The following is a 14,649-nucleotide window of genomic DNA, read 5'->3' as shown; positions in this document are numbered from 1 at the left end:
GTGCCGGAGGGGCCGGTGGCCGCCGACCGGACTGTCGGAAGGTGCGGATCAGTCCAGCTCATGCTGCAGCCGGCGCGTGATCTCGGCGATCGGCATCGCGCGCGGGAAGACCGCGACGACGACGTCATCGCGGCCACTGCCGTGTCCGTCCGGGTGCACACCGAAGCGGCGCATGGCGTCATCCAGCGCCGTCCGCAGCGTGGCGGCCGCGGTCCGCTTCCCGCGCAGCGCCTGGCGCAGCACGTGGTTGTGCACGGCCGCGATGAGTGCGGCGAACCCGACCGCGTCCACCGGGTCCAGACCCGGCAGTGCCTGGCGCAGGTACTCGTCGAACATGCGCTCGTACCGGAACACCGTCACGATCTCGCGCTCGCGCAGAGCCGGGATGCCGCGCACGAGTTCGTAGCGCTTGCGCGCCACGTCGAGGTTCGAGGTGAACCGCCGGAAGACCACCATCGCGCCGTCCGTCGCCGCCTGCCACGGATTCTCGTGCGGCTGCTGGAAGAACTCGCGCAGCTCGTCGAGCACGACCTCGTGGTCGGCGAAGACCACGTCGTCCTTGCCGCCGAACTGCCGGAAGAAGGTGGACCGGCTGACGCCTGCGGCCTTGGCGATCTGATCGACCGACGTCTGGTCGTAGCCCTGCGCCTCGAAGAGGTCCAGGGCGGCCGTGACGACGGTGTCGACAGTGGCGGCCTGCGGACGGTTAGCGCTCATTCCCCCGAGTGTAGACCGGCACCCGGACTCGACCGGGGTGGCACTCGGTGTCGTTGCCCGCCGGTCAGCCCAGCGGATTCGTGTTGCGGATGTCCGCGAGCATGCCCTGCGGCATGGCGAAGGCGCCGTCGGTGGTGTTGACCATCAGGGCCAGCTCCGGGTTCATGCCGGTCACCACGGCCCGCCCCAGCATCGGGACGCCGAACGCGGCGACGTCGCCGGTGATCTCCAGCGCTTCGGCCGTCGAGGCGACGACCATGAACTCGGTCTCGTCGACCTTCGTCAGCACCGGGTCCACCGTGCCTTCCGCCGGGTCGGTGGTGCTCGGCACGAACACCGTGGCGGCCAGGAACGCGTCGATGAGGTCGATGTGGGTCACCTCACCGCGCTCGGCGCGGGCGGCGAGGACGGCCAGGTCGTCGGTCGGGGTTGCGTTCTTCTCGGTCATCCCTCCATTGTCCGGCCAAGGGGCGCTGGGGGCGGTCCCGGCGCTCAGGAGCAGGTAGTAGGCTGGGGGATTGGTCGCATATCTCGATATCGAGAGACTTTCCGGACCGCAGCTCAGCGAAGGAAGCACAGTGGATCTGTACGAGTACCAGGCACGAGACGTTTTCGAGAAGTACGGAGTGCCGGTGCTCGCCGGCATCGTCGCGGACACCCCCGAGGAGGCCCGTGCGGCCGCCGAGAAGCTGGGTGGCGGCGTCGTCGTGGTGAAGGCCCAGGTCAAGACCGGTGGCCGCGGCAAGGCGGGTGGCGTCAAGGTCGCCAAGTCGCCGGAAGAGGCTGAGGAAGCGGCGAAGGCCATCCTCGGCATGGACATCAAGGGTCACACCGTCAACCGCGTGATGATCGCCGCCGGTGCCCGCATCGCGCGGGAGTTCTACTTCTCCGTGCTGCTGGACCGCGCCAACCGCTCCTACCTGAGCCTGTGCTCGGTCGAGGGTGGCATGGAGATCGAGCAGCTCGCCGTCGAGAAGCCCGAGGCGCTGGCCCGCATCGAGGTCAACCCGCTGACCGGCATCGACAAGGACAAGGCGCTCGAGATCGCCAAGGCCGCGAACTTCCCGGAGGAACTGCTCGACCAGGTCTCCGAGGTCTTCGTCAAGCTCTTCGACGTCTACAAGGGTGAGGACGCGACGCTCGTCGAGGTCAACCCGCTCGTCCTGACCGAGGAGGGCCAGATCGTGGCTCTCGACGGCAAGGTCTCGCTGGATGACAACGCCTCCGAGATCCGTCACCCGGACCACGAGGCGCTCGTCGACGAGGCCTCCGAGAACCCGCTCGAGGCCAAGGCCAAGGCGTCCGGCCTGAACTACGTCAAGCTCGACGGTCAGGTCGGCATCATCGGCAACGGCGCGGGCCTGGTCATGTCGACCCTCGACGTCGTCGCGTACGCCGGTGAGAACCACGGCGGCGTGAAGCCGGCCAACTTCCTCGACATCGGTGGCGGCGCGTCCGCCGACGTCATGGCCGCGGGCCTGGACGTCATCCTCGGTGACGAGCAGGTCAAGAGCGTGTTCGTGAACGTCTTCGGTGGCATCACCTCCTGCGACGCCGTCGCCAACGGCATCAAGGGTGCCCTGGAGAAGCTCGGTTCGGCGGCGACCAAGCCGCTCGTCGTGCGTCTGGACGGCAACAAGGTCGACGAGGGTCGCGCGATCCTCGCCGAGTACGCCCACCCGCTCGTCACCCTGGCCGCCACGATGGACGAGGGCGCCGACAAGGCCGCCGAACTCGCCAACGCCTGAACTTCTAAGGACTGAGAACATGTCGATCTACATCAACAAGGACTCCAAGGTCATCGTCCAGGGCATCACCGGTGGCGAGGGAACCAAGCACACCGCGCTCATGCTCAAGGCCGGCACCAACGTCGTCGGTGGCGTGAACGCCCGCAAGGCCGGCACCACGGTCTCGCACACGGACAAGGACGGCAACCCCGTCGAGCTGCCCGTGTTCGCCTCCGTCCAGGAGGCCATCGACGCGACCGGCGCGGACGTGTCCATCGCCTTCGTCCCGGGCGCGCACACCCGCAGCGCCATGATCGAGGCCATCGACGCCGAGATCCCGCTGCTCGTGGTCATCACCGAGGGCGTCCCGGTGGGCGACTCGGCCGAGGCCTGGGCGTACGCGACTGAGAAGGGCAACAAGACCCGCATCGTCGGCCCGAACTGCCCCGGCATCATCACCCCCGGTGAGTCGCTGGTCGGCATCACCCCGGCGAACATCGCCGGCAAGGGCCCGATCGGTCTGGTGTCGAAGTCCGGCACCCTGACCTACCAGATGATGTTCGAGCTGCGCGAGATCGGCTTCTCGACCGCCATCGGCATCGGTGGAGACCCGGTCATCGGCACCACGCACATCGACGCCCTCGCGGCGTTCGAGGCGGACCCGGAGACCAAGGCCATCGTCATGATCGGTGAGATCGGTGGCGACGCCGAGGAGCGCGCCGCCGAGTTCATCAAGGCCAACGTGACCAAGCCGGTCGTCGGCTACGTCGCCGGCTTCACCGCCCCCGAGGGCAAGACCATGGGCCACGCCGGCGCCATCGTCTCCGGCTCGGCCGGCACCGCTCAGGCCAAGAAGGAGGCCCTCGAGGCCGCCGGTGTCAAGGTCGGCAAGACGCCGTCCGAGACCGCGGACCTGATGCGCGAGATCATCCAGGGTCTGTAAGACCCACACCGCACGACGGCCCCCGGAGCGATCCGGGGGCCGTCGTCGTCCGGGCGCACAGCCGGACGACGCGTCAGCGGGAGGAGAAGGCCGCGTCGAACGCGGCGGCGGACGGCGTGATCGCCGCCATGCGCCGGACGAAGGCCAGGGCTTCGGGAGCGCCGTCGAGGCGGTCCATGCCGGCGTCCTCCCACTCGACGGAGAACGGACCGTCGTAGCCGATCGCTCGCAGCATGCGGAAGGCGTCCTCCCACGGCACGTCGCCGTGGCCGGTGGAGATGAAGTCCCAGCCGCGCCGCGGATCGGCCCAGGCCAGGTGCGATGACAGCCTCCCGTTGCGCCCGTTGCCGAGACGCTTCTTGGTGTCCTTGCAGTGGACATGGAAGATCCGATCGCGGAAGTCCCAGAGGAAGCCGACCGGGTCGATGTCCTGCCAGACCATGTGCGACGGGTCCCAGTTGAACCCGAACGAGGGTCGGTCGCCGATCGCCTCGAGGGCACGGGTCGCGGTCCAGTAGTCGTACGCGATCTCGGACGGGTGCACCTCGAGCGCGAAGCGGACACCGACCTCCTCGAACACGTCGAGGATGGGGGAGAAGCGCTCGGCGAAGTCGCGGAACCCGGCGTCGATGAACTCCTCCGACGCGGGCGGGAACATCGCCACCGCCTTCCAGATCGCCGACCCGCTGAAGCCGGTGACCGTCCGCACGCCCAGCGCGGCGGCGAACCGGGCGGTGTTCTTCAGCTCTTCGGCCGCGCGTTGCCGGACGCCCTCCGCGTCGCCGTCGCCCCAGACGCGGTCGCTGAGGATGTCGCGGTGGCGTTCGTCGATCGGATCGTCGCACACGGCCTGCCCGGCGAGGTGGTTCGCGATCGCCCAGACACCGAGGCCGTTGCGCTCGAGGATCTCCCGCCGAGAGGCGACGTAGGCGGCGTCGTCCCACCGGGACACGTCGATGTGATCACCCCAGCACGCGATCTCGAGTCCGTCGTAGCCCCACTCTCCGGCGAGACGGGCCACCTCCTCGAACGGCAGATCCGCCCACTGGCCGGTGAACAGGGTGATGGGGTTCGACATCGTTCCTCCAGGGGTCCGGGTTCAGGACGGGATGGTCTGCCAGGCGCTGCCGGCATCCGAACTGGCTTCGACGGCGGCCAGCGCGCGCTGGATGTGCAGGCCCTCGGCGAAGGACGGCTGCGGTTGCGTTCCCTCGGCGATCGCCGTGACGAAGTCGACGACCTGGTGGGAGAACGCGTGCTCGTAGCCGAGCATGTGCCCGGTCGGCCACCAGTTGCCCACGTACGGATGCCCGGCCTCGGTGACGATGATCCGACGGAAGCCGAGTTCGAGCTCGGGGGCGGTCGCGTCGTAGAACTGCAGTTCGTTCGGCCGTTCCATGTCGAAGGACAGCGCGCCGCGGGACCCGGAGATCTCGAACCGGAAGGCGTTCTTGCGTCCGGTCCGGAATCGCGTCGCCTCGAACTGCCCGAGAGCGCCGTTGCCGAAGCGCCCGGTGAACAGGGCCACGTCATCGACCGTCACGGCGCCCCGTTCGTTCGACGCGGTTCCGGACAGCCCCACGCCCTCGCTCATCAGCGGACGCTCGCTGACCAGGGTCTCGAGGAGGCCCGAGACGGATGTGAGCGGCGAGCCGGTGATGAACTCCACCATGTCGATCGCGTGCGCTCCGATGTCGCCGAGGGAGCCGGACCCCGCGCGATCCTTCTGCAGCCGCCAGGTCAGCGGTGCTTCGGCGTCGCTCAGCCAGTCCTGCAGGTACTCCGCGCGGACCTGCCGGATCTCGCCGAGCCGTCCGTCCGCCACCAGGTTCCTCGCGAACGTCGCGGCAGGAACGCGGCGGTAGGTGAAGCCGACCATCGAACGCACGCCGTGCGCGGACGCCTCCTCGGCGGCGGCGGTCATCTCCTCGGCCTCGGCGACCGTGTTCGCCAGCGGCTTCTCACACATCACGTGCTTGCCGGCGCGCAGCGCGGCGATCGCGATCTCGGCGTGCGTGTCGCCCGGTGTGACGATGTCGACGACGTCGATGTCATCCCGCGCGATCGCCTCGCGCCAGTCCGCGGATGACTCCGCCCAGCCGAGCTTCGCGGCCGACTCCGCGGCTCCGGTCCGTCCGACGAGCAGCCGCATCTCCGGATGCAGCGGCAGATCGAAGAAGCGCCGAGCCACGCTCCAGGCCTGGGAGTGGGCTGCGCCCATGAAGCCGTGGCCGATCATCGCGACCCGGAGAGATGACGTCATCGTGACTCCCGTAAAAGTTGTTTACCGCAACATATTCACCCGACCGGCGGATGTCCAGCCCTCAGCCCTGTGGCGGGGCCGTCGAGCCCCGAACGACGAGCTCGGTGGCGAGCTCCACCCGCGGCGAGGGCGGGCGCTGCCCGTCGATGAGATGGAGGAGGGTCCGCAGCGCCATCGCTCCGATGTCCTGCAGCGGCTGAGCGACGGAGGTCAGCGGGGGGAGCGACTGCTCTGCGACCGAGGTGCCGTCGAACCCGACGATGCTGAGATCCTCGGGGACCCGGATCCCCCGGGCGCGCGCCTCCTCCAGCACCCCGATCGCGATCGTGTCGCTCGCCGCGAAGATCGCCGTCGGCGGCTCCGGCAGGTCCAGCACGGCGCGCGCCCCGGCCAGCCCCGTGGTGCGATCGAAGTTCGACCCACTGCGGATGTAGTCGGCGGTGGAGGGAATCTCGGCGGACATCAGGGCGGCGAGGTAGCCGTGCAGGCGGGCCTGGTTGCACTCCGCGCGCTCGTGTCCGCCGAGGTACGCGATCCGGCGATGGCCGAGACCGATCAGGTGTTCCGTGGCCGCCCGACCACCGGCCCAGTTGGTGGCTCCGACGCTGGTCAGATCGGCGGGCGGGGTGTTCAGCGGATCGATCACGACGACCGGCAGCCCGCGGGCGGTGAACGCGGCGTGCTGGCTCGGGGTGAGCTGACTCGTCACCGCCAGCAGTCCCTGTCGGCCGGAGTCGGCCATGCGGTCGGCCCAGTCGTCGGCGTCGGTGAGATGGAACTTCGCCGGCTCGATGCTGGAGACGACGACGTCGATGTCGGAGCCGTGCGCGTAGGCGAGGATGCCGTTCAGCACGCCGATGGCGTACCCGTGCTTCACCTCGCCGATCACGAGATCGATCATGGTTCGGCCGGACGTGCGTACGCGCCGGCCCTGTGGGGAGTGATACCCCGCCTCGGCGATCAGCTGTTGAATGCGCTCGCGGGTGCCGGCGGAGACTCCCGCGCGATTGTTGATCACCTTCGACACGGTGGGCACGGACACACCCGCGGCCGCGGCGATGGTCGCGAGATTCGCGCCGGAACGGTCGGTTGCCACGATGCCTCCCAGAAAGTTTTCGTTCGATGACAGTCTGCTCAGCGCTGCGCCGCCAGGCAAGAGGTCCGGGAATTCTGACCCTGTTGACAGTATTGACACTCATGGATCCAGATGGCTACTGTCTGGCGAACGAAATAATTCGCGCACTTCACGAAAGTTTTCGCTCACAACACTCTCGTTCAACGGAGAACTCAGATGGCACGACGCACCACCCGCTCATCCCGTCGAATCCGTGCGGCCGCCGCCGTCGCGGTGCCGGCACTGCTCCTCTCGCTCGCCGCGTGCGGCACGTCCGGTCCGGCCGGTGCCGGCGGCGGTGGGTCTGACACCGCGCTGATGTGGTCGCTGTCGGGAGCGCCGAACGAGAAGATCCACCAGGACAGCGTGGACGCGTTCAACAAGGCGCACCCGGACGAGAAGCTCGAGGTGAGCTTCATCCAGAACGACGCCTACAAGACGAAGATCCGCACCGCGATCGGCGCAGGTCAGGCCCCGACCCTCATCTACGGCTGGGGTGGCGGCACGCTGAAGTCGTACGTCGACGCCGGACAGGTGGAGGACCTCACCGGTTTCATGGGCGAGCATCCCGAGATCAAGGACAAGCTGTTCCCCGGCGTCTTCGACGCGGCCACGATCGACGGGAAGATCTACGCGATGCCGATCAACGGCGTCCAGCCGGTGGTCCTGTACTACAACAAGAAGCTCTTCTCGGACGCCGGCGTGCAGCCGCCCAAGACCTGGGACGACCTGATGGCCGCGGTGAAGACGTTCAACGCCAAGGGCATCGCTCCGATCTCCTTGGCCGGCCAGTCGCGGTGGACCTCGATGATGTGGCTCGAGTACCTGTTCGACCGCGTCGGAGGTCCGGCGGCGTTCAATGACGTGTTCGCCGGAAAGACCGATGCGTGGTCGAATCCGGACATCATCACCGCGCTGACCATGGCGCAGGACCTGGTCAAGGCGGACGGATTCGTCAAGGGGTTCGCCTCCGTCACCGCCGAATCCAACGCCGACCAGGCGCTGCTCTACACGGGCAAGGCCGCGATGATGCTGCAGGGCGGCTGGGCCTACGCGAACATGAAGGCCGACGGGCAGGGTTTCGTGCAGGACGGCAACCTGGGGTTCCTGGCGTTCCCCTCCGTCGAAGGCGGTAAGGGCGACCCGGCGGACGTCGCCGGAAACCCGGCCAACTACCTCTCGATCTCCGCCACCGCCTCGGACGAGCAGAAGAAGACCGCGAAGGACTACCTCGCCGCGGGCCTCTACACCGACACGATGGTGGACGCCTACATCTCCTCCGGAGCGGTTCCGGTCGTGAACGGCATCCAGGACAAGATCGCGAAGACGGATGACGCCGACTTCCTGAGCTTCGCCTACGACCTCTCCAGCAAGGCCCCGAGCTTCCAGCAGTCGTGGGACCAGGCGCTCAGTCCGACGGCGGCGGAGGAACTGCTGAACAACATCGAGCAGCTGTTCTCGCTCACGATCACGCCGCAGCAGTTCGCCGACAACATGAACAAGACGATCGGCAAGTGATGGTCACGGTTCCGGCCGCGCGGGCGGGTCGACGGCCCGCCCGTGCGCCGGCCGCGGGTGGCATCTCCTGGCTGGCGGTCCCCGCGCTGGTGATGTTCGTCGCGTTCGGCCTGATTCCGCTCGTCGGGGTGCTCGGGTTGAGCTTCACCCACTGGGACGGCATCGGCGCGATCACCTACACCGGAATCGACAACTGGGTGGTCGGCCTCACCGATCCCGGGCTCTGGCGGGCGTTCGGTCTGACGATCCTGATCATGGTGCTGTCCTGGCTGATCCAGACCCCGATCAGCCTGCTGCTCGGGGTGTTCACCGCCGGGACTCAGCGCTATCGAGCACTCCTGGCGGTGCTCTACTTCCTGCCGTTGCTGCTGTCCTCGGCAGCCATCGCGGTGGCCTACAAAGCCCTCCTGGACCCGAACTTCGGCCTGGCCGCGGGTCTCGGCCTGCCGTTCCTGGCACAGAACTGGCTGGGGGATCCCACCCTGGCGTTCGGCGTGGTCCTCTTCGTCATCGCGTGGCAGTTCGTCCCCTTCCACACCCTGATCTACCAGGGCGGGGTGCGGCAGATTCCCCGGTCGATGTATGAGGCCGCGCAGCTGGATGGCGCAGGACGGGTCGCACAGTTCTTCCACATCACGCTGCCGCAGTTGAAGTACACGATCATCACGTCATCGACGCTGATGGCGGTGGGCTCTCTCACCTACTTCGATCTCATCTTCGTACTGACCGGCGGTGGGCCGGCGAACGCGACCAGGATCCTGCCGCTGGAGATGTACCTCACCGGTTTCAAGGCCAACCAGATGGGACTGGCCAGCGTCATCGCCGTCGTGCTGGTCCTCGTCGGGCTCGCCCTCGCGCTCTTCCTGCAGCGTCTCGGTGGCAAGGATCGCTCGGCGAGCCAACTGGAAGGAGCCTGAGATGGCGACGACGACCACGACTCTCGTCGTGCCGAAGGCTTCCGATCGGGCCCGACTGCGCCGCCGATCGAGCGAACGCCCGAACATCCTGGGTGGCTTCGCCGGCTGGGTCTGGCTGGCGATCATCGTGCTGCCGGTGTACTACATCGTCGTGACGAGCCTGAAGCGTCAGGCGGACTACTTCGCGCAGAATCCGCTCGCTCTGCCGATGAATCCGACGCTGGAGAACTACGTCGCGGTTCTGCAGGCGGACTTCTTCCGCTACTTCCTGAACAGCGTGCTGATCACGGTCGGCGCTGTCGTGCCGACCGTCGCGCTGTCGTTCATGGCGGCGTACGCGATCGTGCGTGGTCGAGGGAAGTTCCTCAAGGTGGTGAACACGACGTTCCTGCTGGGCCTCGCGATCCCCCTGCAGGCGACGATCATCCCGGTGTACCTGATCATCATCCGGTTGCACCTGTACGACAGCCTGCTCGCCATCGTGCTGCCCTCCATCGCGTTCGCGATCCCCCTGAGTGTGCTGCTGCTGAGCAACTTCATCCGGGACGTCCCGAACGAGCTGTTCGAGTCGATGCGGTTGGACGGCTGCAGCGAGTGGCAGACGATGTGGCGACTGGCGTTGCCGCTCACTCGCCCCGCCATCGTGACGGTGTCGATCTACAACGCCCTCGGCGTCTGGAACGGCTTCCTCCTCCCGCTCGTGCTGACGCAGAGTCCGGAACAGCGCGTCCTCCCGCTCGCGCTGTGGACGTTCCAGGGCGAGTTCAGCGTGAACATCCCCGCCGTGCTGGCGTGCGTCGTGCTCAGCACACTGCCGCTCGTCGTCGTGTACGTCTTCGGCCGGCGACAACTGGTCAGCGGTCTGACGGCCGGATTCAGCAAGTGATTCTCCCCGGCCACGGCCGGACCTACCCGAAGGAACAACCGTGACGACTGACCCGACGACCGACGCCCCGAACCGCCGCGCGCTGATCGTGCGTGGCGGGTGGGACGGGCATGCGCCCGTGGCCGCGACGAACATGTTCATCCCCTTCCTCGAAGAGCACGGCTACACCGTGCGCGTCGAGGAGAGCCCGGCGGTGTACGCGGACGCCGGGGTGATGGCCGAGGTGGACCTCATCGTCCAGTGCAACACGATGAACACGATCGAGAAGGACGAGCTCGCGGGACTGCGCGCCGCAGTGGAAGCGGGCACCGGCCTTGCGGGGTGGCACGGCGGCATCGCGGATTCCTATCGCAACAGCTCCGACTACCTCCAGTTGATCGGCGGGCAGTTCGCTACCCACCCGAGCAAGCACCCGGATCACGTGCGCGGCGAGCAGTCCGACAACTACCTGCCCCACACGTACGAGATCACCGACCTCGGACGGGAGCACGAGATCATGGCGGGTCTGCAGGATTTCGCGCTGACGACGGAGCAGTACTGGGTGCTGAACGATGACCTCATCGACGTGCTCGCGACGACCACGCACCCGGTGCAGCCGTACCACCCGTGGCATCGACCGATCACCTCGCCGGCGGTGTGGACACGCGAGTGGGGTCGGGGGCGCGTCTTCGTCGCGACCCCGGGACACTCCATCGACGTCCTGGCCGATGAGAACGTCCGCACCATCATCGAGCGGGGGCTGCTGTGGGCGAGCCGGTGAGTGAACTGCGGGTCGGCATCATCGGATGCGGCAACATCGTGTCGCAGTACCTCGACACGTTCACGCGGCTGCGCTCGGCACGGCTGGTGGCGGTGGCGGACCTCGTCCCGGAGCGCGCCGCCGCCGTGGCGGCCGAGGCCGGCCCCCGGCCCGACCCCATCGAGGACCTCCTCGCCGCCGAGGACATCGATCTCGTGATCAACCTCACCGTTCCCGCCGTTCACGCCGAGGGCTCGCTCCAGGTGCTGGCAGCCGGAAAACAGGGGTACAGCGAGAAGCCGCTGGCCGCCGATGTGGCCTCCGGCGCGCGGGGGATGGCGGCCTCCGCTGCGCCGGGCGGGGCTGGGGGCGGGGGCGGCCCTCGCCCCGGAGCGCGCCGCCGCCGTGGCGGCCGAGGCGGGGGTCCGCGCCGACCCCATCGAGGACCTCCTCGCCGCCGAGGACATCGATCTCGTGATCAACCTCACCGTTCCCGCCGTTCACGCCGAGGTCTCGCTCCAGGTGCTGGCAGCCGGAAAACAGGTGTACAGCGAGAAGCCGCTGGCCGCCGATGTGGCCTCCGGCGCGCGGGTGATGGCGGCCTCCGACACGACGGGCCGGTGGGTCGGCTGCGCGCCGGACACGGTCCTCGGCGTCGGCCTGCAGACGGCTCGCAAGGTGATCGACGACGGCGTCATCGGGAGACCGCTGGCCGCGACGGCCACGATGGTGACGCCCGGGCACGAGCGATGGCACCCGAACCCCGACTTCTACTACCAGGCCGGCGGCGGTCCGCTGCTGGACATGGGCCCGTACTACGTGACGGCCCTGGTGCACCTGCTGGGGCCTGTCGTTTCGGTCACCGCTTCGGCGAGTCGCATGCGCGATGAGCGCGTGATCGGTTCCGGGGACCGTGCCGGGCAGGTGATCCCGGTCGATGTGATGACCCATGTCACCGGTGTCCTCACGCACGCCGGCGGCGCGCTGTCCACCCTCATCATGTCCTTCGACGCCGTCGCCACGCGGTCGGCCAACATCGAGGTGCACGGGGAGACCGGATCGATGGTCGTGCCGGACCCCAACGACTTCGACGGTGACGTCCTCGTGCGTGCGCTGGGCGACGCGGAGTGGACTCTCCAGGAGCCGTCGGCGGGCTACCGCGACGCCGGCCGCGGAGTCGGGGTGCATGATCGCGCGATCGCGGGGGACGGAGCCCGCGCCTCCGGGGAGCTCGGTCTGCACGTGCTGGAGATCATGGAGTCCGTCCTGCGTGCGGCCGACGAGGGATGCACCGTGGAGGTCACCTCGACGTGCGAGCGACCGGCCCCGGTGCCGCTGCAGGGCCTCTGAGTCCGTCCGTCCGCGGACGGACGGACGGGAGACAGTCGGATCAGGCGACGGTGCCGGCGGCGATCATGTCCGCGATGTCGCGGAGGTCGTCGGCCCAGCGCTCGCCGTGCGCTTTCGTGTAGCGCGCCGTGGGCAGGGCGATGCTCAGTGCGGCGGGCGTGCCGTCCGGCTCGCTGACGGCGATGGACAGCGCCGCGACGCCCGGCTCGCTCTGGCCGAAGTTCCAGGCGATGCGCGTCTCCCGGACATCCTCCAGCTGCTCCAGCAGAGCCGGCACGTCCAGGTCGGGGTACGGGTCGGCGGTGGCGGAGTTGGCCATCGCGTACCGCGCCCGGATCTCCTCGTCGGTGAGGTCGGCCAGGAGCGCCTTTCCGCCGGAGGTGAGGTGGGCGGGCAGGAGGACGCCGACCCGCGAGCCGAACTTGAGGTAATGGTTCGTCGCCTCGATGCCGTCGAGGTGATTGATCCGGGTGCCGACGAGCGTCGCGAGGTGGACGGTCTCCCCGGTGCGTTCGAACAGTGCCTCCAGCGCCGGACGCATCCGGTCGATCAGCGAGGGGATCGGTGTCGCCAGACTCGGGTTGCGCAACGCCGGGCCGACCGCGTAGCGGCGGTCCGGACCCTGCACGGCGAATCCGTCGGCGACGAGCGTGGCGAGCAGGCGCTGGGCGGTTGAGGCGTTCACCCCCAGGGCGGCCGCAGCTTCGGTCACGCCGACGGAAGGCTCTCCGATCAGGGCCTTGAGCAGGACGAGGGCGCGGTGGACGGACTCGACTCGTGGTGCTGAATTGCGCGTCACGCAAAACAGGTTACCAACTCTTGCGCTAATCGCAATCTTGTTCCTACAATCGCCAGACCGGAATGCTCCGTGCCCCAATCAATGACGCTCCAGGAGGCTTCGATGACGATGCAGAACCTCGACACCCCGCGTGCCGCGATCGTGGTGGGTGCCTCCAGCGGGATGGGCGCCGCGGTCGTGCGACGCCTCGTCGCCGACGGGATGACCGTCGCCGCCCTCGACCTCGCCACCGCGAACTGGCCGGCCGATCAGCCCGCCGCGTACACCGGGGCGATCGATGTGACGGACGCGGACGGGGTCGCCGCCGCGATCGGCGGTGCCGCCGCTGCACTCGGCGGCGTCGACGTGGTCGTCAACTGCGCCGGCATCCTCGGCCCGGTCACCCCGACGGTGGAGACCGAACAGTCCACGTTCGAGCGCATCATCGCCCTGAACCTCGGCGGTGCGTTCGCGGTGACCCGAGCATCCCTCGCGCTCCTGCTGCCGCGGGGGTACGGGCGGATCATCCACATCGCCTCGATCGCCGGCAAGGAGGGCAATCCCCAGATGGCGGCCTACTCGGCATCCAAGGCCGGAGTCATCGGCCTGGTGAAGTCGGTCGGCAAGGAGTACGCGGCCAGCGGCGTCACCGTCAACGCGATCGCCCCGGCATCCATCGAGACCCCGCTCATCCAGGGCATGACGCCCGAGCGCCGGGACGTGCAGCGCTCGCTCATCCCCATGGGCCGTTTCGGCACCGTGGACGAGATCGCCGGTCTCGTCTCGTTCATCGCCTCGCCCGATTCCTCGTTCACCACCGGTTTCGTCTTCGACGCCACCGGCGGTCGGGCCGACTACTGAGGAGCATCATCATGACCCAGAACACCGTGAGCAGCGCCATCGTGACCGGTGGTGCCGGCGGCATCGGCCGCGTCGTCTCCGAGCGCCTGGCGAACGCGGGATACCGCGTCGTCGTCGCGGATGCGTCCGCAGAGGCCGCCGCGGCGGTGGCGGCCGCCCTGCCGGGTGAGCCCGGCACGCACGTCGCCGTGGCCGGCGACCTGACCACCCCCGAGGCCAACGAGCGCGCCGTCGCGGCCGCCCTCGACCTCGGCGCCCTGCGTGCGATCGTCAACGGCGTCGGCATCTCGCCGAAGGACAATGGCCGCAAGCGTCCGTTCTTCGACGTCTCGCCGGAGGAATGGGACCTCGTCATGGCCGTCAACGTCAAGGCGCCTCTGCTGCTGATGCAGGCCGCGTACGACAAGATGCCCACGGACGGCACAGCGTCGGTCGTGAACATCCTCTCCATCGTCTCCAAGTGGGGCACCGGGGGACTCCCGGACGACGTGTTCCCGCCCTTCCTGCCGTCCTCCATCGCGTACGCGGCCTCCAAGGGCGCGCTGCAGAACGTCACGGCGTCGCTGTCGCGTGAGCTCTCCAGCCGACACATCCGGGTCAACGGCGTCGCGCCCGGTTTCGTGCAGACGCAGATGCTCGGCGGCATGCCCTCCGTCGAGACCGAGACGATGACCCGTCAGGTGCCGATGGCACGCTTCGCGCAGCCGAGCGAGATCGCGGACGCGATCGAGTTCCTGCTCAGCGACAAAGCCACCTACATCACCGGCGCGAGCCTGGACGTCAACGGCGGCGCCCTCACCTGCTGACGCAGGTTCCTCCCTCCCCTCCACCCCACT

Annotated in this window: 15 protein-coding genes and 1 pseudogene; 10 read left to right on the top strand and 6 right to left on the bottom strand. The window is 68.5% G+C overall.

Annotated elements, in window-relative coordinates; translation table 11 throughout:
* Positions 1-48: 48 nt before the first annotated feature.
* Positions 49-717 carry a TetR/AcrR family transcriptional regulator gene (locus tag BN1193_RS12310; protein WP_040166713.1) on the bottom strand — a complete coding sequence of 223 codons (669 nt, stop codon included), beginning with the start codon at positions 715-717 and terminating at the stop codon, positions 49-51.
* Between the two features lie 64 nt (positions 718-781).
* Positions 782-1,165 carry a hypothetical protein gene (locus BN1193_RS12305; protein WP_040166711.1) on the bottom strand — a complete coding sequence of 128 codons (384 nt, stop codon included), beginning with the start codon at positions 1,163-1,165 and terminating at the stop codon, positions 782-784.
* A 130-nt stretch (positions 1,166-1,295) separates the two neighbouring features.
* On the opposite strand from BN1193_RS12305, the gene sucC reads away from it, so the two are divergent.
* Positions 1,296-2,465 carry an ADP-forming succinate--CoA ligase subunit beta gene (gene sucC, locus BN1193_RS12300; protein WP_040166709.1) on the top strand — a complete coding sequence of 390 codons (1,170 nt, stop codon included), beginning with the start codon at positions 1,296-1,298 and terminating at the stop codon, positions 2,463-2,465.
* A 19-nt stretch (positions 2,466-2,484) separates the two neighbouring features.
* Positions 2,485-3,387: a succinate--CoA ligase subunit alpha gene (gene sucD, locus BN1193_RS12295; RefSeq protein ID WP_040166707.1), complete on the top strand. Its 903-nt coding sequence runs from the start codon at positions 2,485-2,487 to the stop codon at positions 3,385-3,387.
* A gap of 73 nt (positions 3,388-3,460) precedes the next feature.
* Here the strand turns inward: sucD and BN1193_RS12290 are convergent, their stop codons facing one another.
* The 3 genes from BN1193_RS12290 to BN1193_RS12280 form a co-directional block, all read right to left on the bottom strand.
* A complete protein-coding gene (locus BN1193_RS12290) occupies positions 3,461-4,465 on the bottom strand; it encodes a sugar phosphate isomerase/epimerase family protein (protein ID WP_040166705.1) in 1,005 nt (334 codons plus the stop codon).
* A gap of 21 nt (positions 4,466-4,486) precedes the next feature.
* Positions 4,487-5,626: a Gfo/Idh/MocA family protein gene (locus BN1193_RS12285; RefSeq protein WP_094770473.1), complete on the bottom strand. Its 1,140-nt coding sequence runs from the start codon at positions 5,624-5,626 to the stop codon at positions 4,487-4,489.
* An 85-nt stretch (positions 5,627-5,711) separates the two neighbouring features.
* On the bottom strand, positions 5,712-6,746 hold the full coding sequence (locus BN1193_RS12280) for a LacI family DNA-binding transcriptional regulator (RefSeq protein WP_230206496.1): 1,035 nt from the start codon (positions 6,744-6,746) through the stop codon (positions 5,712-5,714).
* A 195-nt stretch (positions 6,747-6,941) separates the two neighbouring features.
* Between BN1193_RS12280 and BN1193_RS12275 the strand changes: the two genes are divergently transcribed.
* From BN1193_RS12275 to BN1193_RS12250, 6 genes and pseudogenes are all read left to right on the top strand, one after another.
* Entirely contained in the window at positions 6,942-8,282 is a 1,341-nt protein-coding gene (locus tag BN1193_RS12275; RefSeq protein ID WP_040166694.1) for an extracellular solute-binding protein, read from the top strand.
* Positions 8,282-9,199 carry a carbohydrate ABC transporter permease gene (locus BN1193_RS12270; protein WP_040166693.1) on the top strand — a complete coding sequence of 306 codons (918 nt, stop codon included), beginning with the start codon at positions 8,282-8,284 and terminating at the stop codon, positions 9,197-9,199. Before BN1193_RS12275 ends, BN1193_RS12270 begins: the two co-directional genes overlap by 1 nt.
* A gap of 1 nt (position 9,200) precedes the next feature.
* Positions 9,201-10,085: a carbohydrate ABC transporter permease gene (locus BN1193_RS12265; protein ID WP_040166692.1), complete on the top strand. Its 885-nt coding sequence runs from the start codon at positions 9,201-9,203 to the stop codon at positions 10,083-10,085.
* Between the two features lie 40 nt (positions 10,086-10,125).
* Complete coding sequence (locus BN1193_RS12260) at positions 10,126-10,845, top strand: ThuA domain-containing protein (RefSeq protein ID WP_040166687.1); 720 nt, start codon at positions 10,126-10,128, stop codon at positions 10,843-10,845.
* Positions 10,830-11,096, top strand: a pseudogene (locus BN1193_RS18585) (Gfo/Idh/MocA family oxidoreductase); the annotation flags it as partial. The gene BN1193_RS12260 and the pseudogene BN1193_RS18585, both read left to right, overlap by 16 nt.
* A gap of 40 nt (positions 11,097-11,136) precedes the next feature.
* The gene (locus BN1193_RS12250; protein WP_094770472.1) at positions 11,137-12,174 is read left to right on the top strand and encodes a Gfo/Idh/MocA family protein; all 1,038 of its coding nucleotides are present in this window, start codon (positions 11,137-11,139) and stop codon (positions 12,172-12,174) included.
* A gap of 40 nt (positions 12,175-12,214) precedes the next feature.
* On the opposite strand, the gene BN1193_RS12245 is transcribed toward BN1193_RS12250, so the two are convergent.
* Positions 12,215-12,973 (bottom strand): IclR family transcriptional regulator, encoded by a 759-nt coding sequence (locus tag BN1193_RS12245; protein WP_052460713.1) that lies wholly within the window; start codon positions 12,971-12,973, stop codon positions 12,215-12,217.
* Between the two features lie 102 nt (positions 12,974-13,075).
* On the opposite strand from BN1193_RS12245, the gene BN1193_RS12240 reads away from it, so the two are divergent.
* Positions 13,076-13,813: an SDR family NAD(P)-dependent oxidoreductase gene (locus BN1193_RS12240; protein WP_040167007.1), complete on the top strand. Its 738-nt coding sequence runs from the start codon at positions 13,076-13,078 to the stop codon at positions 13,811-13,813.
* An 11-nt stretch (positions 13,814-13,824) separates the two neighbouring features.
* On the top strand, positions 13,825-14,619 hold the full coding sequence (locus BN1193_RS12235) for an SDR family NAD(P)-dependent oxidoreductase (protein ID WP_040166686.1): 795 nt from the start codon (positions 13,825-13,827) through the stop codon (positions 14,617-14,619).
* The last annotated feature ends 30 nt before the right edge of the window (positions 14,620-14,649 follow it).

Origin of the sequence: Microbacterium gorillae, assembly GCF_000826185.2 — a bacterium.
In the GTDB taxonomy this organism is placed as follows: Bacteria; Actinomycetota; Actinomycetes; order Actinomycetales; family Microbacteriaceae; genus Microbacterium; species Microbacterium gorillae.
This window is presented reverse-complemented; position numbering and strand designations above follow the sequence as displayed.

Bases quoted from the DNA above. Each gene is read 5' to 3' on its own strand.
- BN1193_RS12310 (WP_040166713.1), bottom strand. From the start codon at position 717: ATGAGCGCTAACCGTCCGCAGGCCGCCACTGTCGACACCGTCGTCACG.
- BN1193_RS12305 (WP_040166711.1), bottom strand. From the start codon at position 1,165: ATGACCGAGAAGAACGCAACCCCGACCGACGACCTGGCCGTCCTCGCC.
- sucD (WP_040166707.1), top strand. From the start codon at position 2,485: ATGTCGATCTACATCAACAAGGACTCCAAGGTCATCGTCCAGGGCATC.
- BN1193_RS12290 (WP_040166705.1), bottom strand. From the start codon at position 4,465: ATGTCGAACCCCATCACCCTGTTCACCGGCCAGTGGGCGGATCTGCCG.
- BN1193_RS12285 (WP_094770473.1), bottom strand. From the start codon at position 5,626: ATGATCGGCCACGGCTTCATGGGCGCAGCCCACTCCCAGGCCTGGAGC.
- BN1193_RS12275 (WP_040166694.1), top strand. From the start codon at position 6,942: ATGGCACGACGCACCACCCGCTCATCCCGTCGAATCCGTGCGGCCGCC.
- BN1193_RS12270 (WP_040166693.1), top strand. From the start codon at position 8,282: ATGGTCACGGTTCCGGCCGCGCGGGCGGGTCGACGGCCCGCCCGTGCG.
- BN1193_RS12265 (WP_040166692.1), top strand. From the start codon at position 9,201: ATGGCGACGACGACCACGACTCTCGTCGTGCCGAAGGCTTCCGATCGG.
- BN1193_RS12250 (WP_094770472.1), top strand. From the start codon at position 11,137: ATGTGGCCTCCGGCGCGCGGGGGATGGCGGCCTCCGCTGCGCCGGGCG.
- BN1193_RS12240 (WP_040167007.1), top strand. From the start codon at position 13,076: ATGACGATGCAGAACCTCGACACCCCGCGTGCCGCGATCGTGGTGGGT.
- BN1193_RS12235 (WP_040166686.1), top strand. From the start codon at position 13,825: ATGACCCAGAACACCGTGAGCAGCGCCATCGTGACCGGTGGTGCCGGC.